The following is a 23,782-nucleotide window of genomic DNA, read 5'->3' as shown; positions in this document are numbered from 1 at the left end:
ATTAATAAGTGTGGCGAGTTGGACAATGTAATCCGTCTATTTAACCTTCGGAATTATACTACTTTCCACTGGTCTATGGCGTAAGCATAGGTTTTAAGATAGCGAGTGACGGTATTAGCGTTTTCGTCGTATAGGGTGGTTTCGCATTCTGTAGATAGCTTACATCGCCACAAAGTTGGGAAGGGCTTCAATGCGGTTAAGCCAATCGAGTAGATTTTGATATTGAGTGAGCGCCAGTCCACCGTCTGCTGCACTATGGGTGTAGGTATAGAGGCTAATGTCTGCCAAACTTGGCGCATCGCCTAGCACTCCCAAACAAAAGTAGGGTGGGATAATAGATACATTTGGCCGTTGATGCCTACGGAATGCCTATTAGAGTCTTGTAATGACACCTTCTAAGACTGAATTGAACCGCAAATGGTTTATCCGATAAAAATACATAAATAATCATAAATGCTAATGATATTGACAATAATTATTATTTTAACTATGCTCCCACAACATTTTATAAAATCTAAAAATTTGCGCCAATACTTGAATATCAAGTATATCTTTAAAATAAATTTATTAAAAATTCAAGTATAAATAATACTTTTTAAAGGTTTTGTGGGCTTTTATATATTAATAATGTTGTTCAACAATAAATTTTACTAACAATTCATTTAAGGCTTCTATATGCAATCAAGATATTTTAAGTATTCACCGTTAATTGTTGCTATTAATACAGCGCTATTTATGGCGATGCCTACACATGCAGCAGAAGTAAGTACTATAGCTAACTTAGATAGTTTAGATAACTTAGATACTATTGATAGCACAGATAAGGAAAGTGAAGATATTCCTTCGGTCACTTTGCCTGCCGTCGTCGTCACATCCAACCTTGCAACTGATATTACTGAAAATACAAATGCGTATACCATACCTATTACTAGCACTGCGACAGGATTAGCATTATCAACCAAAGAAACACCACAATCATCTAGTGTTATTACCAATCAGCAGATCAAAGACAAACAATTAAACACTTTAGTAGATGTACTAAATAATACACCAGCCATTCAAGTGAGCAAATTTGATAGTACACGGCAAGGATTCTCTGCTCGTGGTTTTGAGATAAATCACTTCCAAGTTGACGGTATGAATGTCAACTTTATCCAACAAGCAGCCATGAGTGAATATGGTGCTAATACAGCGATGTATGATCATGTTGAAGTGGTACGTGGTGCGACAGGGCTTATGAGTGGAGCAGGCGATCCTTCTGCTAATATTAATTTGGTACGCAAACATGCCAACAGCACCGTACCATCCACAGAAGTATCCGCCACTGCCAATCGCTTTGGTAACTATGGTGTGTCTATAGACCATAGTAGAGCGCTGACCCAAGATGGTGATATACGTGGGCGTGTCATCGCCAGTTATTCAGATGGTGACACCTTTATTGAGCGTGAAAACAAAGGAAATACGCTTGCTTATGTGACTATTGATGCGGATATTGGTGATAATACCACTGCCAATATTGGCGCAGCTTACCAACATAATAAAAATCATAACGTCATGTGGGGTGGGCTTCCAAGCTATCTAAGTGACGGAACACATGCTGACTGGGATGTCAGTAAAAATGATAGTCCCAATTGGGCAAGGTGGGACTCTGATGTTATGCAGTACTTTGCAAATATCAACCATAATATAAATGATAACTGGACTGTAGCTCTAAAAGGCAGCTATCAAAATGCCACAAGTTCGCCTAAGCTGTATTATCATTATGGCAGTACCGTCGATGCCGATACTGGCATAGGACCTCGACCCCACGTATATTTTGCTGATACAGAACGCACTCAAACCAATCTTCAAGGCACACTGACAGGTGACTTTGAAGCTTTTGGACAACCACAGCAGGTTATCGCTGGTGCATCTTATAATAACAATGATCTAGAGTCCTACGATTACCAATTTGATAAAGAAAAATTAGCACCAGCCAGAAACTTTTTCACATGGGACGGTAGTTATCCTGAACCCGCATGGGGCAATACTAAGCAAAGCTCTGATGCTACCTTTAGAGAATCAGCAGTCTTTGCGGCGGCTAAAGTCAGTTTAGCTGAGCCAGTATCGTTGATTTTAGGTAGCCGACTGTCTAACTATACCGCTAAGGGCACTCAGTTTGATACAGATGTCTCAACGGAAGCCAAAAATGTAGTAACACCTTATGCAGGGGTTAACTACAAACTTAATGATGCTCACACACTATATGCCAACTACAGTGATATCTTTAAACCACAGACACAACGGGATATCAATGGTCACTACCTCGATCCCATCACTGGTAAAAATTATGAAATTGGGCTAAAAAGCAGCAATGCTGATGGTAGCTTAACCAGCCAAGTAAATATATTCAAAATCCTACAGGACAATGTCGCCCAAGCAGATGGAGATAAGAAAATTACAGGTACAACGCCACCTGAGCAAGCTTACTATGGGGCAAAAGGCACAACCAGCACAGGGGTAGAAGTTGAAGTCACTGGTAAGCTTAGTGATAATATTAATTCGACCTTAGCCTATAGCCACTATCACGCTAAAGATAACAAAAATCAGCCCATCAGCACCACTATTCCCAACACCAATATCCAGCTATTCACCTCTTATGACTTATCGGACAAAATAAGTGGACTGACTGTGGGGGCGGGGGTAAATTGGCTAAGCGAATATCACTCATTTGGAACCAACCCAAAAACTCAACAACCAGAAAAATATAGTCAAAGCCCTGTCACATTGGTCAATGCCATGGCTCGTTATGCTATATCTGATAATTTGGGCATTCAAGTTAATGTTAATAATTTACTTAATAAAAAATATGTTGTCAGCAACCCTTGGGGACTTGATCAAATTTCCTATGGCGAACCAATCAATGTGATGGGCAAAATCACTTATAAATGGTAGTGACTCAGTCTTATTAAGCGACAAAGAAGGTAAATAGACAGCTTCTATTTGCCTTTTTTCTGCCGTTTTTGAGTCTTAACTTTAATAATCTTAGCTCTCAACCACCATTAGCCTGATTATGATACATTCCTCCCGTTTACTTATCTATAAACCTTACCTAAGACTCGCTAGTCGTATTATCCTAGCGATCGTAGGTAGCTATGGTATTGCCACCCTAACAGCACTTGCCTTTTTGGGGCTACCCATAGACCGTGTATCTGCTATTTATTGGGGGCAAATAGCCAGTGTCATTATCTGTGCTGCCATAATTATTTTAATATTTTCGGTGCAGCGTTTATGGCTTGCATGGGCAATTATCGCCGCTATTGCCAGTATATTGGGGTTGTTTTGTTACCTCACCATTTAGTCCTGTATTTAACCCTTTATTTAACTTTCATTTATTCTCTCTGGTTTACACTTTATATAAGCCTCTCTAGGTAGTCTCATGACAAATACAGTACCCTCGCAAAGATCTCAAGCCAAAAAAGCCAAAAGACAGCCTAAACCTAAAGGCTATCGGCAAATTATGGCTGAGGTACATACGTGGTTTGGTTTATTGCTGGGCTGGCTGTTATTTACTATTTTTATCATGGGGACTGTCAGCTATTTTAATGATGAGATAACGGCATGGATGCATCCTGAAATCCCTTCTGTTTCACAGTCTACCTCTAACACTTCCTTGTTTACTTTAGATAGACAAGATAGCACCACAGCATTTACCCATACCGTCAATTATTTACAACAGCATTATCCCACTGCCAAAAGCTGGTATATCAAGAAGGATGCGCGACATTCATATCTGGATCTTTATATAAAAACCGCTACAGATGATGTCAACTTGCAATTTAATCCCACAACGCAGACTGCTTATATAGCCAGAGCAAGCGAAGGGGGTGATTTCTTCTATCATATGCACTTTGATTTACGCTACATACCTTATATTTGGGCACGGCTTATCGTGGGCTTTGCCGCCATGATGATGTTGATTGCCATCATCACTGGCATCATCGTCCATAAAAAAATCTTCACCGACTTTTTTACCTTTCGCTGGGGCAAAGGACAACGCTCGTGGTTAGATGCACACAATGGGTTATCGGTGCTACCGCTACCGTTTCATATCATGATTACCTTTACCGGTATCATCACTTTAATTAGTTTATATATGCCTTGGGGTCTGCATTTATCAAAGATTGATGAAGATAAATTGTCTGATCAGCTTTATTCTTATCGTTCTGCTGACGCCACCGAATGGCAACCTGCGCCTCTGGTAGACATTGCACCTTTAATCACCGAAACCAAAGCGGATTGGCAACAACGCAATCCTAATTATGATATTAGCCGAATACGTATTAACCATCCTAATACAGATCAAAGCGTCATTATCCTTGACGGTGAAGCGAAGCAGCAGCTATCAACTTTAAGGATCTTTCGTATTTATAACGGTATGACTGGGCAGCTTATGCAGCAAAGTGATCCACCGCCACTGGCAGTGACCACGCAAGCGGTTATGATTGGCTTACATGCAGGACGTTATTCCGACGACTGGTTACGGTGGTTGTATTTTTGTTTAGGGGGGTCGGGCTGCGGTATGATTGCCTCAGGGTTGATATTATGGACGGTTAAACGTCGTCGTCAGCTCCCCAATCCTGATAAACCTTATTTTGGCTTTTGGTTGGTTGAAAAGCTTAATATCACCGCTTTGGTGGGGTTGCCACTAGCCATGGTAGGCTATTTATGGCTCAATCGCTTATTGCCTGTGCAGATGAGTGCCCGAGCAGACTGGGAAGTACATGGATTTTTTATCATTTGGGGGTTCGGTTTTTTATTGGCATTAATCACGCCCAGTCATGACGCATGGCACAGAGGTTTGGCACTGGTAGCGGGGTTATTATTACTCACACCTATTATGAATGCCATTACTACCGATCAAGGGTTGTTGCATAGCATCCGGCAATACGATGTTTTGTTTATTAGCTTTGATGCGATGTTTGTTGTATTGGGGCTATTATTTGCTTATATGGCGTATAGAGTATCGTTAAAACAGCGTATAACGGCACAAGTTAAGCCTAAAAGCAGTCAATATAAGCACAGGCAGCGTCAGCCAAGGGGTGAAAACAATGTCTAGCATAGTGGCTTATGTGTTGTTGCTGTTATTAAACCTAGGTGGCATGTCATTGTTAATGATGACCAGTAAACGCCATCGTGCTAAGTTTTTACCAAAGCTACAGTGTATATTGCCGTTTGGGTCACTAGCTCTGCGTAATATGGGGCTGTGTTTGTGTTTGCTGGCTTTTGTACTTACCTACTTTACCAGCCATACTGGTTATTTTGTAGTGGTATGGTTTGGCAGTTTGAGTCTGGCAGCAGGAATAGTCTATTTATATATGGTGTTATATGAGTTGTCAGGGGTGAAATAAGAGAGTCGTATAGCGTTACTTAACAATATTCATTTTTTTGTTCTGACATAGCATCTAAAACTTTAACTTAGCGAATTTGCCTCATTTCACCCAAATTATTCGTGAGTGGTCTTTTAGTAGTACAAAGTCTATATCTGGTTTAAAAGAATCAGCCGGTGTTTGGGAATTAACGCAGACTAATCTTGACGACTCTAAAGTAAATTAAACTTTAACAGTCAATTAAAATACTTGAACCAAATTTGAAACTGGGTTAGGTTTAAGAGGTAGTTGGTTGTCATACAATTGTAGAATCTTACTAATCATTGCTCTTTTTTTTAATAGATGAGCTAATAACAGTCATTGTATTAAGAAGCGCTGAGTATTGCGGTTGTTACAACCATAATCCCTGCAGGGAAGATAGGGATCAATCTAAAGTTTCAAGTATTAGCAAGTCTTGACGCGGTAGTATGCTTGGTAGTTACAGTTTGTTCTCTATCAATAATTCCCAGCACTATAAACTATAAAACTTATTTCAAGGATGAAAAGTATGCTCGGAAAGATGATGCACCGCCCGCTATTAATTAGCCACTTAATCCAACACGCCGCTCGCTATCATGGCGATACTGTGATTACCTCACGCGAGACCGATGGCAGCACCACTGTTACCAACTGGGCTAAGCTGCACGACAACAGTAAGCGCCTTGCCAACGCATTAGCGGCGCTTGGTTTGGAGCAGGGTGATCGAGTAGCCACCATTGCTTGGAACAATCGCCGCCATCTTGAAATCTGGTACGGGGTGTCCGGTAGTGGTATGGTCTGCCATACTATCAACCCAAGACTATTTCCCCAGCAGATTATCTATGTCATTAACGATGCCGAAGATCAGGTGTTGTTCTTTGAAAAAACCTTTTTGCCACTGGTTATTGGGGTAAAAGAGCACCTAAAGACAGTAAAGCATTTCGTCTGTATGACTGCGCCTGATGAAGAGGTTAGAGCGCAGATTCCTGAAGTAATATTCTATGATGACCTCGTGGACAATCAGTCTGCCGAGTTTGATTGGCCGGAGCTAGACGAAAATGCGCCAAGCTCCTTATGCTATACCTCAGGCACCACCGGCAATCCTAAAGGCGTGCTCTACACCAACCGTACCACAGTGTTGCATAGCTTCTGTATTAGTCTACCTGATTCGATCAGTCTGTCGGCCACCGATGTGGTGCTGCCGGTAGTACCCATGTTCCATGCTAATGCTTGGGGCTTACCTTATGCAGCAGCAATGGTCGGCGCGGCTGTCTCCTTGCCAGGGCCTAATCTTGATGGTCATAGTCTGGCAAGCTTAATTGACAAAGATGGCGTGACTTTGGCGGTTGGTGTGCCGACTATTTGGCAGACTTTGCTGGCCGCTGCTAAAGAGACGGGAACGAAATTGCCAAGCCTCAAACGTAATGTAGTCGGTGGTTCATCGTGTCCATCTTCTATGATTCGTACGTTTCATAATGATTTTGACTGTGAGACGTTGCATGCTTGGGGCATGACAGAGACCAGTCCTCTAGGTAGTGCCAACCAGCTAAAAGCCAAGCACAAAGATCTGTCTGATGAAGATAAGTTAAAGGTGCGCTTGTCTCAAGGCCGACCACCGTTTGGCGTAGAGCTGCGTATTGTGGATGCAGAGAAGAATAATAAGCTGCTACCAAATGACGGTAAGACTCCCGGTAATGTACAGATTAGAGGTTACTGGATTGTAGATACTTACTTTAATAAAGAACAGTCAGCGCTTGAGCCTGATGGTTGGTTTGATACTGGGGACATTGCCACGCTTAACGAAGATGGTTACCTAATGATTCGAGACCGTGCCAAAGACCTTATTAAATCAGGTGGGGAGTGGATATCATCGGTTGAGCTTGAAGACATTGCCACCACCCATCCTGCTGTCGCCAGTGCCGCAGCCATCGCCGCCAACCATCCTAAGTGGGACGAGCGCCCCGTTATCATCGCGCAGTTAGAACCTGGCCATGAAGTCACCGAGCAAGAGCTTATCGATCATTATCTGGGTAAGATTGCCAAGTGGCAGATCCCAAATGCTGTGGTCTTGGTCGATGCTATTCCTATAAGTGGGACAGGTAAGATGCTCAAAAAAGACTTGCGTGAACAGTATGGCAATCTTCTTATTGAGCGTGGTTTGGTAGACTAATTAACAAAACGATCTAAGATTAATGCAAAGCAGCCTATCTGTATGATGGGCTGCTTTGGTTTTATATGTCTATGAATTATTAGCAACTTTAGGACTATGGCTGTAAAGTTTCGCCACTTCAACTGTCAAGCTAGCTACCAGCGTCTAGCAGCTATCATCGCAAGCGCTCGCGTAAATGTTATTCCTCTTTATAGCATGATTAATTATTGAAACCAGCAGCTTGTTTGCTATTCTATAAGGCTTATACTTTTAATTTCTAAGGCTATAAAGCTCTAGAGCCGCCCCTAAGTAAGCCTATTAAGATGAATAATTTAATTATAGAGGTACTGCCATGTTATTTATTGAGCTAGATGAAGGTGATGATACTTTAGATGATATCAAGCGTATTTGCCGACATATTGCCGAACATCGAGAGTTAATTTACCTAATGAGCGACAGCCAAGCTGATGATCTTTCGGTCATTCTTGCCCCTACCTTACATGCCGATCAAGACGAAGACAGTAAGCGCGCTCACTGGCAACGACTACTAGCAGAGTTTGAGATGAAAGATGCAAAAGGTGAGCCGATACGCTTTTACCGAGAGCCAACAACCAGACGATTGTACTTTGCTAATCAAAAAGGTATCGAGGCGATTGCTAAGCAAATAGAGGCTGAGCAGCGTACCGCAGGTCACCATGAATCGAATGTAGCTTCACATTAACCAAGCCCAAAATAGCGCAATGCGTAAAACCCAGCCATACTCAAAACAATTACCAGTAGAGTTTGCCGAATCATCAGACTTAAGCCTATGGCCAATATACCTGCCCAAAAGTAGCTACTGCTTAGTAAGGCATTGATATTGGCAAGGCTTAAATCATTATTTAAGCTGTCATTTAAGTTATTGGCTAAACCATCTTGAAACATAATAGGCATCACCATTGCGGTTAAGACACAAGGCGCAGTAAATACCAATAGCCTTTTGAACTGAGGATAGAGCTTTAGATTGATGGAGCTAGCAAAAAAGGCATAGCGAACGGCAAAGGTGATACAAGCCATCATAACAATAGCGAGGGTAAAGTAAGTAGAGGTAATCATGTTGAGGCTCCGCTATCTTTAATTGCTGCCCTACTCAGCATCGTACCTACCGCCATACCGAGTAGGGCAGAGAACATCAAACCGTTGCTGATATGTAATATCTCAAAGAGTAACGCGGCAATAGCGCTGACCACGACAGCGATAAGTAAAGCTTTGCTCTTTACCATTGGTACCACCATCGCGATAAAAGTCGCAACAATCGCAAAATCAAAGCCGAGCTGGTCGATATTGCGAAGCAGGTGTGCTGAGACTATGCCCATCAGGGTGGCAAGGTTCCAGATCACGTAAAATACGAAGCCTGCGACAATGGCATACCAATAGTCAAACCGGCCGGTCTTGAGCTGATTAGCTTGTGCGACGACAAACATCTCATCAGTCAAAAGAAAAGCAAACAATGCGCGTTTATAAAAGGGTAGAGTAATGATGGCGTCTTGGTAAGTAGCAGAATATAGCACATGTCGCACGCTAATCATGCCTGTGCTGTTCACCAGTGATAGCAAACTACCACCAGCTCCTAATATGGCAATACCAGAGATTTGTGCTGCGCCAGCGAACACTAGCAGGGACATTAATTGTGCCTGAAAGCTGCTGAGACCTGCTTCAATACTCAAGGTTCCGCATAATACGCCCCAAGGAATGACCGAGATAGAGAGGGGTAGTATCGCCATAGTCGCTGATAGGGCGCGTTGTCTTTTACTGATTGCTGATTGATAGGACGGCTCAATTGAATAACTCATAATCCCTTATTATTTACAAGATTAGCCAGAGCGGCAATGTTAGCCAAAACGGCAGTGAATGTTAGCAAACACCATCGTCTGCGGATAATATTAGCATTATTAGAGCGGATCGACCCACTTCTTTAGTGATGGATTGGAGAAGGGCTGCTATTATTGTGGGCCGATGATTATAGTATTATGCTGCTGTTATTCAAGAAGATGTTAGATCCTCGTAGAGGCTAGCCATAGACTTTATGATTGGCGTTTAATGATAGTTTAAATAGTGCTAGTCTAAATATACTCATTAACTCATGTTGACTCCGATATGCTCCCTCATTCGGCTAACCCAACCGCTCTACTAACAAAGACTATTCTGTCAATAAGGCAATCTTTTCTGATAAGTAGCTTACTTCTGGCCAGTGGATTTTGCTTAACCAGTAACATGGCAATGGCTCATGATAATGAGCACATACTGCCACCTAAGTTAATCGATGATCTGGTAGAGACATATTGTCCGATAGCTGCCACAAGCATCAAGGAGTCTTCTGCCCTTAGCTATCGATGCTACGAAGACACTGATGCCAATACTGAGTACGTACTGGATTATAGTATAGATTTTATACCGCTAATTTTTACAGACTTCAATAAAGACGGTAATGTGGATCTAGCGTTAGAGATTCGCTCTTCAGGGCCGTTAGGTGGTAGTGCTTATACGACCAGTAGTATTCATTATTTACTGCTGGATGGCGAGCAGCAGCTTATCAGAGACTATCAGGTTCTGTTGTATGCGCCGTTTAGTAAGCATATCGTTAATTATCAAGTAGAAGATGGGCAAATCAATTACCAAGCCGAGCCTAACTTTCGCCCTTCTCCAGAAGCCTATGATGACAGTGGTGAGCTACTAGTAGCGCCATTAGACTTTGCGGTGAATTGGGTGGATGGGGCCCCAATAAGTACGGAATATCAGCACAATTGTCAGTTGGCTAAGGCTGCCGATAAAAGAATCTTTACGGCAAATATAGGCGTGACTCGCTATCGTGATATCGGTATGCACGACTACTTACAAGAGATCACTGAAGAGACGCAGCTTAATAAGCTTATGATTTCAGCGACGATGTCAGGGTGTGACAATCGTAAAGTAAGCTTCTTTATTAAGCCTACGACTGAGCAATCGTTACCGGTATTAGCAGATGTGGTGCAGCAGCTGATACCAATATCTAACTATGCTGGTCAGCTCAATATGCTACTTAGGCTCGACAGACAGTCTCAGTTACGCTTCAACGAGAGAATACCACTATCTGATCAATGGTCAGCTTTGGTGCGCGTAGAGCGCAGCTCGAAGGCAGCGAGTATCACTATTGACTTAATTGAGGGCGAGTAAGGGCTTTGGGAGTAATTGTGATTGTATCTGAGTCTGAGTCTGAGTCTGTGAGGTTGGCCTGCAAATATATAGTTATCAAGAGTATAGAAAAAAATTATAGAAATAAAAAAATCAGCCAAGAGTGTCTTAGCTGATTTTTGAGATGACGGTTAAGTCAGATTATTAAACGTTTTTACCATGTTGCTTTTGCTGAATGTCTTTGGCGAGCTTGTAGCATTCGTTGATATGATCAAAAGCAATCTTTTTGAAGATCATATAGCCCATAGTTGCCGCAACCATCTGACCACCTAGGGGGATGAACTTAGTTACTTGTTTGGCGACAATACGTCCACCAAAGCCTTGAACGGTCTTTTTAACAACACCGCGAGTGGCCATTAATCCAGCAAAGTCAACGGCACGGTTTTTAAGCTCTTTCCAGTGTACATCGCGCGACTCAAGATCAATGGCTGATTCACGACCTTCGATAAGGCCAAAGCGCTCGCTAATCTCAGGTAACAGGCTAGTTAGCAGACCAGCGTCAATTGCCACATCCACAAATGGTACTGGTACGACAGCAGCGCCTGCTGAATATTTAGCACGCTTTTTGACTAAAGCTTGGCACTGCGCTTTTACTTTTTCTAGATCTAAATCTGGGTCGATAGTATTGGGTAATTTTTCAGCAGAAGGGGTAGTTTGCATATTAATTTTCCTCATAAGTTTAAAATGGGATAAATCTAACAATAGTATTGTATAAAAAGCTCAGCTCCTATATTAAGGCTGGCTATAACACCAACTTTAAATTAAACAGCTAAAACTATTAATAATTCACTCATTCTGTTATTTTACTGATTTTTATGCGTCTTACTATCATTGCTTTGTATCAACTGAGCATATTTTGCCTTGCTCGTTATTTATTATGTAAATATGCGTTTTATTTTTTTAGCTAAAACCCGTGCTATAGCCAATATCTCCCTAGTTACAGTATTGAGGCAAGTCTCGCGCTAGCAAATATAATGCTGTGATATTCTGGTGCAAATAGATGATTGAGTACCACTAGTAAAGTCAGTAGAATAGCGCCATGCTAAAATTAACCCCCCGCTTTACCGGCCGCGTGCCTGATGATCTTCCTGAATCTCTTAAATCCCTTGCCAATGAAGCGCCCACTCTAGCGCGGCTTTATGCCGGCCGGGGTATTACGGCCATAGAGGATATGACCACTGAGCTGGCGCGATTGCTGCCTGCCGAAGGGCTACTAGGATTAGATGCGGCTGTCACAATATTGGATGCTGCCATCGACAATGGCCTGCGCATATTGATCGTCGGCGACTTCGATTGTGATGGCGCAACCAGTACCGCTTTGATGATCCGTGTGCTCAGGCAGATGGGGGCAGATGTAGAGTTCATTGTACCGGATCGCTTTAAATACGGCTATGGCCTCACCCCCGAAATCGTTGAGCTGGGTATCGAGACCTATCATCCCGATATCATCGTGACGGTAGATAATGGCATCTCTAGCCATGACGGGGTCGAGCGTGCTAAGCAAGACGGCATTACCGTAATCATCACCGACCACCATTTGACCACTAAGCCGACACCAGCAGCTGATGCCGTGGTCAACCCCAATCAGCTTGGCTGTAGCTTTGACAGTAAGTCTCTGGTCGGGGTTGGGGTGGCCTTTTATCTACTGGGCCGCTTGGCTAAGCTCCGCCGCAAAGCCGGAAAGTCTACGGTACAAGTCAGTCATCATTTAGATTTAGTAGCACTTGGCACTATTGCCGATGTCGGGGTGCTGGATCAAAACAATCGCACCTTGGTCTACCATGGGGTACAAGCGATTCGCCAAGGCCGCTGTTGTCTCGGGATTTTAGCCTTGCTTGAGCAGGCAGGCCGCGACCATAAGAAGCTTACAGCGCAGGACTTTGGCTTTGTCCTTGGGCCACGGATTAATGCCGCAGGACGCATGGATAATATGCGTATTGGTATTGATTGTCTGCTGACCGATGATTTGGCTGAAGCGCAGCGCTTAGCCTATGAGTTAGATGGCCTTAACCGCGAGCGCCGATTGGTCGAGGGTAAGATGCGTGAGCAGGCGGATGAGATATTGGTCTCGCTACAAGGTGGCTCGGAAACTGCGCCGAAAGCAGATGAAACACCGACTGATGACGGACTTATCGTTATCGCAGCAAAAGAGGCGGCCAAAGCTGCCCCCAAAATACCAGCAATGGCTGACAGCGCTCGCAGTATTATCCTCTATCAAGATGACTGGCACCAAGGCGTCATCGGTATTGTCGCTGGCAGACTCAAAGAGTGCTACTATCGACCGGCAATCGTCTTCGCCCCGGCCAATACGGACAAGACCGGTACGGACGATGCGATTAAAGGTTCAGCACGCTCAATCCCTGGTGTGCATATCCGTGATGCTATTGAGCTGGTTGCTGAGACCTATCCGGATTTGATCAGTCATTTCGGTGGTCATGCTATGGCAGCGGGGCTGACTCTAAAGCGTCGCAACTTTGAGCGCTTTGTCACAGCTTTTGAACAGGTAATGGCTCAAGTGGATGCTTCAGTATTTTTAGAAGAAGCCTTTACCGACGGTCAGCTACAAGCCGAGGACTTCAGTCTCAGCTTTGCTGATATGCTGAAGAACGCCAGTATTTGGGGGCATGGTTTTGTGCCGCCCGTATTTGATGGTATCTTTGAGGTTCTTAGCTTTCGTATATTAAAAGATAAACACTTAAAGCTGTCACTGCGCTATCCTGATGTTCAGTACCCGATTGAGGCGATTTGGTTTAACTTCGATACCAGCGTTTGGGATTATCAAGCACAGCAAGTGCATGTCTTGTTTGAGCTTGATATTAATGAGTGGAATGGCAACCAAAGCGTTCAGTTAATGGTGAAAGACTTAGCAATAGTCAATTAATAGTATCTTTTATCTCGCCACCTCCTTCGCTATTTCCTGCTTAGTTAGGAGACGGACAAGGGTAGCTTGAGCGGTTCTCTATCACCTATCACTTGATATATTACTATCTTGTAGTATCGCTATTTTAAAGTATCCATACTGCTGATGCGCTGCTTGTTTTAATGTTTTGTCAGCTCAATCTGCGGAAATTGCCAATCATAGCGAATAGCCAGCATGCGGATGGTAAATATAGTGAGCATCGTCGTAATCTCTGTCACCCATTCAGTGATACCAAGGCTACGCATAATAAAGAATAATATCCCCCCAGCCAGCGCCGCAGTAATATAAATTTCTTGCTGTAATACCAGTGGAATCTCATTACAGATCATGTCGCGAATGATACCACCAACGATGATGGTAATGACCCCAAGTAGTAGCGCTACTGGAATATTTGCGCCCATACTATTGGCGACTTTGATACCAATCAAGGTAAAGGCAGATAAACCGATGGTATCTGATAACTTTAAGAATTTATCGACACGGCGTGAGCTTGGGTGAAAGAATATCTGCATGATGAGTGATGATATCGTAATGACGATCAGATAGCTCATATCGACCATCCAGAATAGGGGGTGCCGATCTAGTATGACGTCACGTACTGTACCGCCGCCAATCGCCGTTACCATCGATACTAGCAAGCAACCAAAGACGTCAAAGTTCTTATGCTTGGCTAGTATTGTCCCAGAAACACTACAGGCAACAATGCCGATCATATCGAATAAAAACAATAACGAGCCTGGATTAAAGGTAGTGATGACCGAGGAATCAAGGACGGTATTAAACATGCGCAAATCTCACTAACAAGTCGCTATCTATGCTTGAATGCTGCGTTGAATTTTAACTGAATGCTGGTTAACTATTAATCAAAGTACAGATTAGGGCTTAAGTCCATCACTTGACGAGACGAATGGACGGTAGGTGCCAATCAAAGCGTAGGGCTAACATACGAACTGCGAATATGGACACCAACATCGCAAACTCACTCACCCCTGTCCTAACCCCCATCTTAATTAACAATAAATATAGGCAGGCACCAAAAACGCTAGCGGTAATGTAAATCTCGCGCTGCAACACCAGTGGAATCTCATTACAGATGACATCACGAATCATCCCACCGATAATCGCTGTCCAGACGCCCATCATCACCGCGATAATAGCAGAAGAGCCCTGAGCTAACGCCACCTTAAAGCCAATGACACTAAATGCTGCCAAGCCGATGGCGTCAAACAGACGTAGTGCTCGGTCAATCTTATGATATAAATGAAAAAACATCTGTAAGGCTAATGAGGTCAAGGTGATGACAATAACGTAGTTTAAGTCAGTCATCCAAAATAGCGGATGCCGATCCAGTGCCATATCACGAAAAGTCCCACCACCAATAGCATTAGCCATGGATACTAAGATACAACCGGAGATATCAAAGCCTTTATGCTGGGCCAGTAGCGTACCTGCAATTGCACAGGCAATAACACCGATCATATCTAGCAAGTAGAGCAAAATATCAGGGAAAAAAAAGTAAGTAGGCATGGCGGATAGCCGTCAGCAAAAAATGGGGTATGGTAACAAAAACTAAAGAGTGATGTCATCGTTATTATAATTTTGAGGGTAAGTTATTCGAGACAGTGAAGGATCATCAATAAGCTGATAGCTATCATAATAACTACGATGCCCAAAAGTTGCTATGGATGAAAGTTGCTATGGATGAAAGTTAGAATGCCTAAAACTACGGAAATACCCCCAAACCTAAAACACCAAATAAGTAGAGCTAAGCTGCCATATTAAGTTTCTGAAGCGGCGTAAAGCCATTATTAGCCATATTAGGTCCTTCGGTACTATAGTGAAGCAACCCAGCTTCGGCCTGCTGTCTTACCTGATCTAAACTATCAAACAGCTCTTGGTTAAGCCAATCCTAACGCACTGTCTTGTTAAAGCGCTCAACACAAGCATTTTGTTGAGGATTACCAGGCTCACTATATTCAATACTTTATAGTAGGGTTGTTATTATTTTAAGTTATAAAAAATTATTCAAAATGATATATAAAATTGTACCGCAAATAACTGTTAGTATTAAATTTTTACTGTAATAGGCAATAAGCAAACAAACTATACTGGCCACTATTTCAGAAGAAAAAAAGATAAAACGCTGTTCCTTTATAAAAATTGCAGGAATAGTAATTGCTCCAACTATAGCAACAGGCAAATACTCAATAATATCTTTTAGCCAACCAGGCCAGTAACTCGAAGATATTAACATTGGTATAGTTCTAGGGATATATGTGACTAAACCCATTAATAAAATAGTAATGAAGATTAAACCTTGTTTTTCTTCCATAATATAAATGCACATCCAATAGCTGTGGCTATAAATATATTTAAATAAGATTCATATGCTAAGCTTAAAATCGACATAGAGATAATGGAGATAATAGCTACGAATAATTTTTCTCGTGTATTTATAAGAGAGATTAGTACATATAACATCATTGCAGTTAAAGCATATTCTAATTTTAAGTCAATTATATTCTCAGATAGAGTGGATATTAATGCTCCTAGTATTGAACCTAGAACCCAAGCTATATGGCAAAAAGTATTAAACGATATTAAAAATTTAGCATTTAGTTGTTCATTGTTTGCCATCATGCTATGAACAGCAAATGACTCATCTGTAAGTCCAAATCCATACCATAAACGTAGTTTTGTACTAATTTTTATATTATCAAGTATATTAGACATATAAACTGACATGAGCATATGTCTAAGGTTAATTAAAAAAGTTGTTAGAACAATTGTTAATGTAGATGCATTACTAGCAATTAAGGCAAGAAAAGTAAATTGAGCAGCTCCTGCATAAACAATAAGAGAAAGTAATATAGGGCACCATATTGGTAACCCTTGACTGACTGCTGTAAGTCCGAAAACAAATGAAACAACAAAGTAACCAGTAATTATAGGAAAGCCATTTCGACCAGCTTGTTTTATACTATTGTCGAATATTATGGACATAAATTAGATATCTCTTTCCATAGTAATTTCATCTACTCGAATTGTAAAACCTGCTTTATGCCAAAATAACCTAGCAACAGAATCATCATTTTCGACAAAAAGAAAAATTCTTTTTACTCCTCTTTTTTTAATTTCATCGTAATTGAGGCGTACTAAATTACTTCCAATATACATTTTTCGATAATTTTCCAATATTGCTATGTGATTTATTGTTACTCTAGTGCCCATAATGCCAGAAGTTATTGCGCCAATAATTTCACTATTATGTTTAGCAATAATAATCACAGGTTGAATCTTTGGATATTATTTTTTTTATCAAAATGAACTGCAGCAAATGGATGTCCATCACTATGAATACCTTCAGGAGTAATTTCTACTTCTTGATTAGCTTCAATTTCTATACGGAGTTTATGGGTTTGGCATTGCCAAGTTGTATTTATAACTCTTTGGGAATTAATGACTTATAAACTGCAAAATTAACTTGAACTAGAGATTCGAGCATAGGATTTTTAATAAAGTCTTTATCTATATCTTCAAAATGCCTCTCTATATCTCCAACATATTCATTCATGGATTTAGATTACAGATGTGCTCTGTGTTCAATCGGTGTTAATTTTTATGTTATAGCATTAAAATTAAAGTCACTATATCTACGATAGCGATTGACTTTAAATTCTACCATTAATTGGAATTATTTTAATAGCATTTTTTTAGTTAAATAATATACAATAAAATCAAGATGATACTTCTATAAAAAATATATTTTATCAATTATAGTTATTTTCACTATTCATTATCTTGCAAATTCACTTGATTATATTCTGTTTGAAATTGAAAACTACCAATAGAGTTTTGATTTTTTTGCTCTACTGGTGGTTGTGCTGAGTTATCAAACTGTTTTTATTGATTTTTTTAGATTCTTAACAAACATACTCATCAACTCTTTATCTATCTCCCTCGTTAAAAATTCCTTAAGATTATCAGTAATAATTTTTTAAGTCTGATAACTTTTCATCATTTTTTCAACTACTCAATTACAAACGCTCTAATGAGAATCTTTTGTCGGGTTAGTTTTTTATCTAACTTCTACTTTTTTGCTTTATTTTGTGTTCAAACTCAGCAATTTGTTGCTCTTTAATGTAGTTTGGCTAGACAATCTATCCTTGAAGTTGCTCATAAGTAGACTGCGGAGCTTATACAATTGAGAACCTCTCAGCGCGTGAAGGTGAGCTTGCAAGTGGTCAAATGAGGCTACTAACTATAGAGAAAAGTTTAAACACTGCTCAGGAGGCATGTAAGAGCGTTTATGAACTTGAGAGTAAAAATGATAAGGAACTTTATGCTAAGTCACTGGAAAATGCAGTTGACGCTATGTTGAATGATCATCGAGTAGTTATGACTCCAAAGCAGTTGGGAAGTTTTAGAGAGCGTCAGAGTGAACTGACTAAACGTAATCGAGAGATGGAAAATCCTAATAACTATGGGTTTAGACCTTAGCTTTTTCACTTATCTGCAAGTAAAAAATAAAAAACTTCCTTTTAGCTTGATATCTTTTTAAAGCTTTTGTCCGTTTTAGGAAAATCAGCATAACCCTTTAATATCAGAGCATAGAGAGGTTTTTTTAATTAAATAGTAGGAGGTTTACAGGGTTATAGTAGGGAAATGCCCTCAAATCCAAATTGCTAGCCACTTCTTGCAAACAGTACCAAACCAGTGATAATTAATAAGACGCCTATTATCCCAATGAGAGAGGGCAATGGGGTTCCTAATAATAATACGCCGCCGATAAGCGCGAATATCACCTCACTGGCTTGGGTGGCATCGACGCTGGCCACTTCTTTGGAGGAGTGGGCGTGCTCACGCGCAAACAAAAAAACACTGGTTGCAATGACGCCTGATAGTAGCGCTACCAAAAAGGTATTCAGGATTTGTGAGGTGCTAGGAAGTGGCGGATGCAGAAAAACCCCCAATAATAGCCAAAACGGTATGCTACCGAGTGTCATTAGCCAGACCTTATTAAAAGCATCGCCTAGCAATACGGTCTTGATCGTAGGGATTCGCTGAAGCAAAGGTGTCTTTTTAGCAGTAGTAGCGCCAGCAGCCATTGCTAATAAAGCGGATGACTGCTCTGCAAGTTGGCTCTGAGATTGACTGTGATTGACTGTTTTGGTGTTATGCGACGCTTGCCAGACCAGCTGATTACCAATCGGATAGCTAAAAGCGGCTATTAAGGCGGGCAGTGCACCCAGTAATAAGGTCGTTACTATAGGCTGAGTAGCAGTGCCTAACGTGGTAGCACTACTCGCAGCGTGAATTGCCTCATTAATATTAACCAGTACCACGCCCAAGAATATCATCAGCGCATAGACGATAACTTGCCGCTCAAAGCGTTGACCAAAAGCGCGTAACACGAAGAGACTAGCGACTACGGTAAACATAAAAGTCGAAGCCACGACCCAGCCGCTAGCATGATCTGCCGCAAAGCAGATACCCGCATAAAAGAGTCCAAAGCCGATACTTCCGGTCAAACACCAAAACAGCCAGTGTTGGATAAAAACCTTGGTAAGCTCATGCAGGCGTGAGATGCCGTGCTGCACTATGATAATGATGCTCAGCATCAATAGCATGAACAAATAGCGCAGGCTCGCTGACCAATACCAATGTCCTCCAGCTGAACTCATTAACTCATTGATAATGAAGGTTGAGCTAAAGAATGCTCCGGCTACTAGGCCCAGTAACACCAGTTTAATCAATATTACCTTCCTTTAAGCTTATTTTAAGTCTTTTATAGTTTGAAGCGCTGTAGCCAAGTGGCGGCCTTGATATATTAGCGCAATCGTCCGCATTGAATTATTTACCCTTGGCATCTGCCCAAATGATCTTATGCAGCTGTAATTGGAAGCGCACCGGAAGAGCGTCTGCCACTATCCACTCAGCAAGCTCACGAGCTAGATTCGGTACAGTAGGAATGTCGCCTTCTGCTACTTGTGAATCATCCACATTGAACATCGGCGAAAACCAAACCGCCGCCACCTTTTTGTCGAGCTTATAATCAGCGACTTTTGCTTTTGACCAGTCGTAATCAGCACGGTTCATAATCACAAACTTAAGCTGATCATGTGCGGTAAGATAATCAAGATTAGACCATAGATTTTTACCAGATTCACCACTACTTGGGGTCTTAATATCCATGACTTTACTGACCGCCGGTGGGACGTTTTGCACCGACAGTGCTCCTGCGGTCTCAAGCGATACTTCGAAGTCCTTAGCGAGTAAGCGCTTGATTAAATGAATAGCGTTGGGCTGGGCAAGAGGCTCACCGCCAGTGACACACACTCGTTTGCAAGGATATTGCTCAATGTCAGCCATAATAGCATCAAGGGACAGACGCTCACCACCGCTGAAGGAGTAGGTAGTGTCACAGTAGACACAGCGAAGCGGACAACCTGTCAACCGAACGAATATCGTCGGCAATCCGGACGTTAAAGCCTCACCTTGTAAGGAGTAGAATATCTCGGTCATTCGTAGGCCTGCTTCAGGGTCAGTAACAGGGATAGCCTGACTGCGAAGAGGGGAGATTGTTGGATTCAAAAGAGTAGCCTTATATAAAAGTGTCTATAAAATTAACTAACTGTCTAAATGTGTGGCTATTTGTATAAAAGGCTTCGATGATAAGGTCGAATAGATAAGTAACAACATTTAAAGATTATCCCTAAAAGTAGCGACATATATAGGGAAAGCTCTGGATGCTATTAAAAAAATTTAGCTTAAAACCATTAGTGGTCTGCTGCCAAAAGTAACATATAGCTACATTTATATAAAAGTATTGGCGAATGAAGGTCTTATTATAACGATTAGTTTATATATAGGGTGTAGTACGCCAATAAAAATGATCTATATAAACGAATAAAAATTAAGTGGTTATTTATAATATTAATAAATAGCTTCTAGTAAGTATAAGTAGTTGTTAGGAGAGAATTATGAAGAAATTTGCAGTCGCATCATTAATCGCCGCGGCGACAATCGTGGCTAGCCCTGTAGTGATGGCAGCTTCAAATAATGGGTCGAGTAATACGTCAAGCGATGCCGCTAAAACGGTATCTGTTAAGTTCGCCAAAGGCGCCAGTTCTGCCAATTATAGTGGCAAGATTAAGGGCAACAAGTATGACTCGTACAATTTTTACGCCAAAAAAGGTCAGAAGCTGAATGTAACGCTCTCTGGAGGCAACGTTGAGCCTTATCTTTTTAACAAAAAACTGAGTGAGTCGGTCAATGTTGGCCAGTACTCTCCGGAAGTCGATAGTAACGGCGCCTATACTCTACCGTATTCAGGTCAGTATGAGCTACGCATATTGCAGCCTCGCTCACAAGCTAACCAAGGTAAATCACCTAAATACTGGTTAAAGATTGCTATTCGCTAAGCTGCTAACTCGTTTAATTATCAAATCCGTGGGTAATGACGAGAGACGAAGAAAGATAAAAACACTATCAATATGATAGTGTTTTTTTATTATATATGCCCGAAATCAACAAGCCAATGATGGCCATCAGTATGGTAGGGACAATCCAACTGAGTCCGAGCTCTGCCATGGGTAGCTTATCCACTAATGCCTGCCAAGGTAGTTTCACAGGTAGAATACTAACTAAAAAGTCGTTAAACGCAAAGAGTATAGCGGTACCGACGCCAAGCTGGTAGGTCAATCGATGTTCGGCTATCAAAGGATGGAGTAATGATAGTATGACGAGAGTAATACTAATCGGATATAAAAATACTAAGATAGGCACAGCGACGGCTAAGATACTGTCAAGACCAAGGTTAGAAAGTAATGCTCCAGCGATTGTGAAGATCAATACATAGTGCCTATAGGCAATATTGGGATAAAGTCGACTGGCAAAATTTGCACAGGCATTGATAAGGCCTATACAGGTGGTTAGGCAGGCCAACATGACGATAACACCAAAGACAATAAGACCAGTACTACCCATTAACTGCGTGGCGGCAACCGAAAGTAAGATAGCGCCATTTTCAAAGCCCTCAGGCCGAAACATTGCCATGCCAATCCAAGCAAGACAAAAATAAATCACGCCCAGACAAAGACCAGCAATCAATGAAGCTTTAATCATAATCTGGACCACATTCTCATCTCTCGCTGAGACTTGGTGGGTATTGTTTTGCTTCAAAGTATCGTTACTATTAGTTTGAGAGGCAGACTGATGTCTTGCTGTAATGGCGTTAGCTAATACTGTGCCAAATGCTAGCGCTGCTAAAGCATCCATCGTAAAGTAGCCTTCGATAATCCCAGTTGATAGTGGGTTTTGGGCGAACTTTTCACTGGGTAGGTGGGTATCAGGACTAAGGTATAAAAATGCCAATCCACACAAGATAGTAATAGTGATTAGTAAAAGGGGGGTCAGTATTCTACCAATCACATCAACCAAATGCTTTGAGTGTAAGGCAGAGAAATAGCAAATACTAAAAAATATTATCACGTACAGTATTAAGCTTAGCTGATCTGGAAGGCTAATAATGTGGCGAAATCCCATCTCATAGCCGACATTGGCAGCTCGAGGAATACCATACATCGCGCCAATAGATAAATAAATCAAGATGGCAAAAATATAAGCAAAAATGGGGTGGACGCGGCGACCCATCCCTAATAAACCATCGTTGGATTTAGCAATCGCAATCAAGGTTAGCATCGGCAAGGCTATGGCCGTAACAATAAAGCCAATCACTGCAGGGGTAAAGTGACTGCCTGCACTCATTCCTAACATCGGTGGAAAAATTAGATTGCCAGCACCGAAGAAGAATGACAGTAGCATAAAGCCATAAAGTAAAGACTGACCTGACTTGGGTTGATAGGATCTGGAAGTAGGGGTAGCGGAGGGAGTGGAGGGCATAACCTGTAGACTCTTGTTGATGGTTAGGGTAAATATAAAGTTGCAAAAAGAGCGCTAGTATACAAAATGGCATAAAAAAATCGTCATGCCATTTGGATAAGTGGCTATGACGAATTAATATTAGAGATTGTAATATATAAATTTTTGAATACTTAGTGCTATAGGACAGTAGTAATCAGCCCTAAATACCGATTTAGCAGGCTCAATATTACATACCGAGTAACCACCTCATGACTATGGTAGCAACTGCCCTATAGCGTACTGATTAAAAGACGACTAGTCTAAACGCAATAGCTCGTTAATGCTGGTTTTAGAACGCGTCTTTTCATCGACTTTTTTAACAATAACCGCGCAGTACAGGCTGTGTGAGCCATCTTTTGCTGGCAAGCTACCAGATACCACGACAGATCCTGCAGGTACGCGGCCATAGTGGACCTCACCAGTCTCGCGGTCATAAATCTTAGTAGATTGACCGATGTAGACACCCATGGAGATGACCGAGCCTTCTTCAACGATGACACCCTCAACGATCTCTGAGCGCGCACCGATAAAGCAGTTGTCTTCAATGATTGTAGGGTTTGCTTGTAGAGGTTCAAGTACACCGCCGATACCAACACCGCCTGATAAGTGGACGTTTTTACCAATCTGGGCACAAGAGCCAACAGTCGCCCAAGTGTCTACCATAGTGCCTTCATCGACATACGCGCCAATATTGGTATAGCTCGGCATCAAGACGACACCTGGAGCGATGAAAGAGCCACGGCGCGCGACAGCAGGTGGTACGACGCGAACGCCAGCAGCTTTGAATTGCTCAGCAGTCCAGTCAGCAAACTTAGTCGGGACCTTGTCATAGAACTGCAAGTCTGCACCTGAGGGCATAGGTAGGTTGTCATTTAAGCGAAATGACAGCAATACTGCTTTTTTGGCCCACTGATTGACGACCCATTCGCCGTCCTTTTTCTCAGCGACGCGTAGGCTACCACTATCTAACTGCTCAAGCACTGAATTAACAGCGTCTTTGACGTCTTGTGGCATCGTGGTGGGGCTATAGTCAGCACGGTTTTCAAAGGCTTGTTCGATGGTTTGTTGTAATTCAGTTGACATAAAAATCCTGATAAATAAAAACGGGTTGAATGAGATGCTAATAGTAAGGTGGGGTTATTGTCGCTAATTTACCAGTATTTGGCAAATTAGCAGCAAAAAATGTCGGAC

General features: G+C 41.8%; 24 protein-coding genes and 1 pseudogene. 9 read left to right on the top strand and 16 right to left on the bottom strand.

All coding sequences use genetic code 11. The features are described 5' to 3' along the window. Nucleotides 1-159: 159 nt before the first annotated feature. Entirely contained in the window at nucleotides 160-288 is a 129-nt protein-coding gene (locus tag EGV92_RS14290; RefSeq protein WP_278248270.1) for a glutathione S-transferase family protein, read from the bottom strand. Between the two features lie 387 nt (nucleotides 289-675). Between EGV92_RS14290 and EGV92_RS13230 the strand changes: the two genes are divergently transcribed. The 6 genes from EGV92_RS13230 to EGV92_RS13205 all read left to right on the top strand — a co-directional run bounded on the left by EGV92_RS13230 (nucleotide 676) and on the right by EGV92_RS13205 (nucleotide 8,257). Beyond that, on the top strand, nucleotides 676-2,934 hold the full coding sequence (locus EGV92_RS13230) for a TonB-dependent siderophore receptor (RefSeq protein ID WP_131669782.1): 2,259 nt from the start codon (nucleotides 676-678) through the stop codon (nucleotides 2,932-2,934). A 118-nt stretch (nucleotides 2,935-3,052) separates the two neighbouring features. Continuing rightward, nucleotides 3,053-3,340, top strand: a complete 288-nt coding sequence (locus tag EGV92_RS13225) for a DUF3649 domain-containing protein (RefSeq protein ID WP_131669781.1) — start codon at nucleotides 3,053-3,055, stop codon at nucleotides 3,338-3,340. A gap of 78 nt (nucleotides 3,341-3,418) precedes the next feature. Continuing rightward, nucleotides 3,419-5,098 (top strand): PepSY-associated TM helix domain-containing protein, encoded by a 1,680-nt coding sequence (locus EGV92_RS13220; protein ID WP_131669780.1) that lies wholly within the window; start codon nucleotides 3,419-3,421, stop codon nucleotides 5,096-5,098. Then, nucleotides 5,091-5,390: a DUF3325 family protein gene (locus tag EGV92_RS13215; protein ID WP_131669779.1), complete on the top strand. Its 300-nt coding sequence runs from the start codon at nucleotides 5,091-5,093 to the stop codon at nucleotides 5,388-5,390. Before EGV92_RS13220 ends, EGV92_RS13215 begins: the two co-directional genes overlap by 8 nt. Nucleotides 5,391-5,916: 526 nt before the next feature. Continuing rightward, on the top strand, nucleotides 5,917-7,557 hold the full coding sequence (locus EGV92_RS13210; RefSeq protein WP_131669778.1) for a long-chain-fatty-acid--CoA ligase: 1,641 nt from the start codon (nucleotides 5,917-5,919) through the stop codon (nucleotides 7,555-7,557). A gap of 331 nt (nucleotides 7,558-7,888) precedes the next feature. After that, nucleotides 7,889-8,257, top strand: coding sequence for a hypothetical protein (locus tag EGV92_RS13205; protein WP_131669777.1), 369 nt, complete (start codon nucleotides 7,889-7,891; stop codon nucleotides 8,255-8,257). Here the strand turns inward: EGV92_RS13205 and EGV92_RS13200 are convergent. Next, nucleotides 8,254-8,631, bottom strand: a complete 378-nt coding sequence (locus EGV92_RS13200; RefSeq protein WP_131669776.1) for an AzlD domain-containing protein — start codon at nucleotides 8,629-8,631, stop codon at nucleotides 8,254-8,256. The two genes, EGV92_RS13205 and EGV92_RS13200, sit on opposite strands and share 4 nt — an antisense overlap. After that, a complete protein-coding gene (locus EGV92_RS13195) occupies nucleotides 8,628-9,368 on the bottom strand; it encodes an AzlC family ABC transporter permease (RefSeq protein WP_131669775.1) in 741 nt (246 codons plus the stop codon). Before EGV92_RS13195 ends, EGV92_RS13200 begins: the two co-directional genes overlap by 4 nt. 421 nt (nucleotides 9,369-9,789) lie before the next feature. Here EGV92_RS13195 and EGV92_RS13190 point away from each other — a divergent pair, with 421 nt between their 5' ends. Continuing rightward, nucleotides 9,790-10,728 carry a hypothetical protein gene (locus EGV92_RS13190; protein ID WP_165525628.1) on the top strand — a complete coding sequence of 313 codons (939 nt, stop codon included), beginning with the start codon at nucleotides 9,790-9,792 and terminating at the stop codon, nucleotides 10,726-10,728. Between the two features lie 162 nt (nucleotides 10,729-10,890). On the opposite strand, the gene EGV92_RS13185 is transcribed toward EGV92_RS13190, so the two are convergent. Next, nucleotides 10,891-11,406 carry a hypothetical protein gene (locus EGV92_RS13185; RefSeq protein WP_131669773.1) on the bottom strand — a complete coding sequence of 172 codons (516 nt, stop codon included), beginning with the start codon at nucleotides 11,404-11,406 and terminating at the stop codon, nucleotides 10,891-10,893. Between the two features lie 379 nt (nucleotides 11,407-11,785). Here EGV92_RS13185 and recJ point away from each other — a divergent pair, with 379 nt between their 5' ends. Beyond that, a complete protein-coding gene (gene recJ / locus EGV92_RS13180; RefSeq protein WP_131669772.1) occupies nucleotides 11,786-13,627 on the top strand; it encodes a single-stranded-DNA-specific exonuclease RecJ in 1,842 nt (613 codons plus the stop codon). A gap of 158 nt (nucleotides 13,628-13,785) precedes the next feature. Here the strand turns inward: recJ and EGV92_RS13175 are convergent, their stop codons facing one another. From EGV92_RS13175 to EGV92_RS13130, 10 genes and pseudogenes are all read right to left on the bottom strand, one after another. Next, on the bottom strand, nucleotides 13,786-14,451 hold the full coding sequence (locus EGV92_RS13175) for a trimeric intracellular cation channel family protein (protein WP_131669771.1): 666 nt from the start codon (nucleotides 14,449-14,451) through the stop codon (nucleotides 13,786-13,788). Between the two features lie 106 nt (nucleotides 14,452-14,557). Beyond that, entirely contained in the window at nucleotides 14,558-15,193 is a 636-nt protein-coding gene (locus EGV92_RS13170) for a trimeric intracellular cation channel family protein (protein ID WP_131669770.1), read from the bottom strand. 238 nt (nucleotides 15,194-15,431) lie between these two features. After that, nucleotides 15,432-15,650 (bottom strand): annotated as a pseudogene (locus EGV92_RS13165) (integrase core domain-containing protein); the annotation flags it as partial. Nucleotides 15,651-15,677: 27 nt separating this feature from the next. Beyond that, entirely contained in the window at nucleotides 15,678-15,998 is a 321-nt protein-coding gene (locus EGV92_RS13160) for an AzlD domain-containing protein (RefSeq protein ID WP_165525627.1), read from the bottom strand. Then, nucleotides 15,977-16,669: an AzlC family ABC transporter permease gene (locus tag EGV92_RS13155; RefSeq protein WP_131669768.1), complete on the bottom strand. Its 693-nt coding sequence runs from the start codon at nucleotides 16,667-16,669 to the stop codon at nucleotides 15,977-15,979. The genes EGV92_RS13160 and EGV92_RS13155 overlap by 22 nt, the downstream gene beginning before the upstream one ends. Before the next feature lie 3 nt (nucleotides 16,670-16,672). Further along, a complete protein-coding gene (locus EGV92_RS13150; RefSeq protein ID WP_165525626.1) occupies nucleotides 16,673-16,954 on the bottom strand; it encodes a GNAT family N-acetyltransferase in 282 nt (93 codons plus the stop codon). Beyond that, nucleotides 16,951-17,109 (bottom strand): 2OG-Fe dioxygenase family protein, encoded by a 159-nt coding sequence (locus EGV92_RS14375; protein WP_423227919.1) that lies wholly within the window; start codon nucleotides 17,107-17,109, stop codon nucleotides 16,951-16,953. The genes EGV92_RS13150 and EGV92_RS14375 overlap by 4 nt, the downstream gene beginning before the upstream one ends. After that, complete coding sequence (locus tag EGV92_RS14370; RefSeq protein WP_131669766.1) at nucleotides 17,106-17,240, bottom strand: 2OG-Fe dioxygenase family protein; 135 nt, start codon at nucleotides 17,238-17,240, stop codon at nucleotides 17,106-17,108. The genes EGV92_RS14375 and EGV92_RS14370 overlap by 4 nt, the downstream gene beginning before the upstream one ends. A gap of 1,111 nt (nucleotides 17,241-18,351) precedes the next feature. Continuing rightward, a complete protein-coding gene (locus EGV92_RS13135) occupies nucleotides 18,352-19,422 on the bottom strand; it encodes a multidrug resistance efflux transporter family protein (protein WP_131669765.1) in 1,071 nt (356 codons plus the stop codon). A gap of 97 nt (nucleotides 19,423-19,519) precedes the next feature. Next, nucleotides 19,520-20,191: a radical SAM protein gene (locus EGV92_RS13130; RefSeq protein ID WP_131669862.1), complete on the bottom strand. Its 672-nt coding sequence runs from the start codon at nucleotides 20,189-20,191 to the stop codon at nucleotides 19,520-19,522. A gap of 458 nt (nucleotides 20,192-20,649) precedes the next feature. Between EGV92_RS13130 and EGV92_RS13125 the strand changes: the two genes are divergently transcribed. Next, nucleotides 20,650-21,090, top strand: a complete 441-nt coding sequence (locus tag EGV92_RS13125) for a PPC domain-containing protein (protein ID WP_131669764.1) — start codon at nucleotides 20,650-20,652, stop codon at nucleotides 21,088-21,090. Between the two features lie 67 nt (nucleotides 21,091-21,157). Here EGV92_RS13125 and brnQ read toward each other — a convergent pair whose 3' ends face one another. Together brnQ and dapD are read right to left on the bottom strand one after the other, a co-directional pair. Further along, nucleotides 21,158-22,570: a branched-chain amino acid transport system II carrier protein gene (gene brnQ / locus EGV92_RS13120; RefSeq protein WP_131669763.1), complete on the bottom strand. Its 1,413-nt coding sequence runs from the start codon at nucleotides 22,568-22,570 to the stop codon at nucleotides 21,158-21,160. 276 nt (nucleotides 22,571-22,846) lie between these two features. Beyond that, nucleotides 22,847-23,674, bottom strand: coding sequence for a 2,3,4,5-tetrahydropyridine-2,6-dicarboxylate N-succinyltransferase (gene dapD, locus EGV92_RS13115; RefSeq protein ID WP_131669762.1), 828 nt, complete (start codon nucleotides 23,672-23,674; stop codon nucleotides 22,847-22,849). Between the last annotated feature and the right edge of the window lie 108 nt (nucleotides 23,675-23,782).

It is taken from the genome of Psychrobacter pygoscelis (assembly GCF_004335015.1).
Classification (GTDB): Bacteria; Pseudomonadota; Gammaproteobacteria; order Pseudomonadales; family Moraxellaceae; genus Psychrobacter; species Psychrobacter pygoscelis.
Note: the sequence above shows the minus strand (reverse complement) of the source record. Positions and strands in the feature narration are given on the sequence as shown.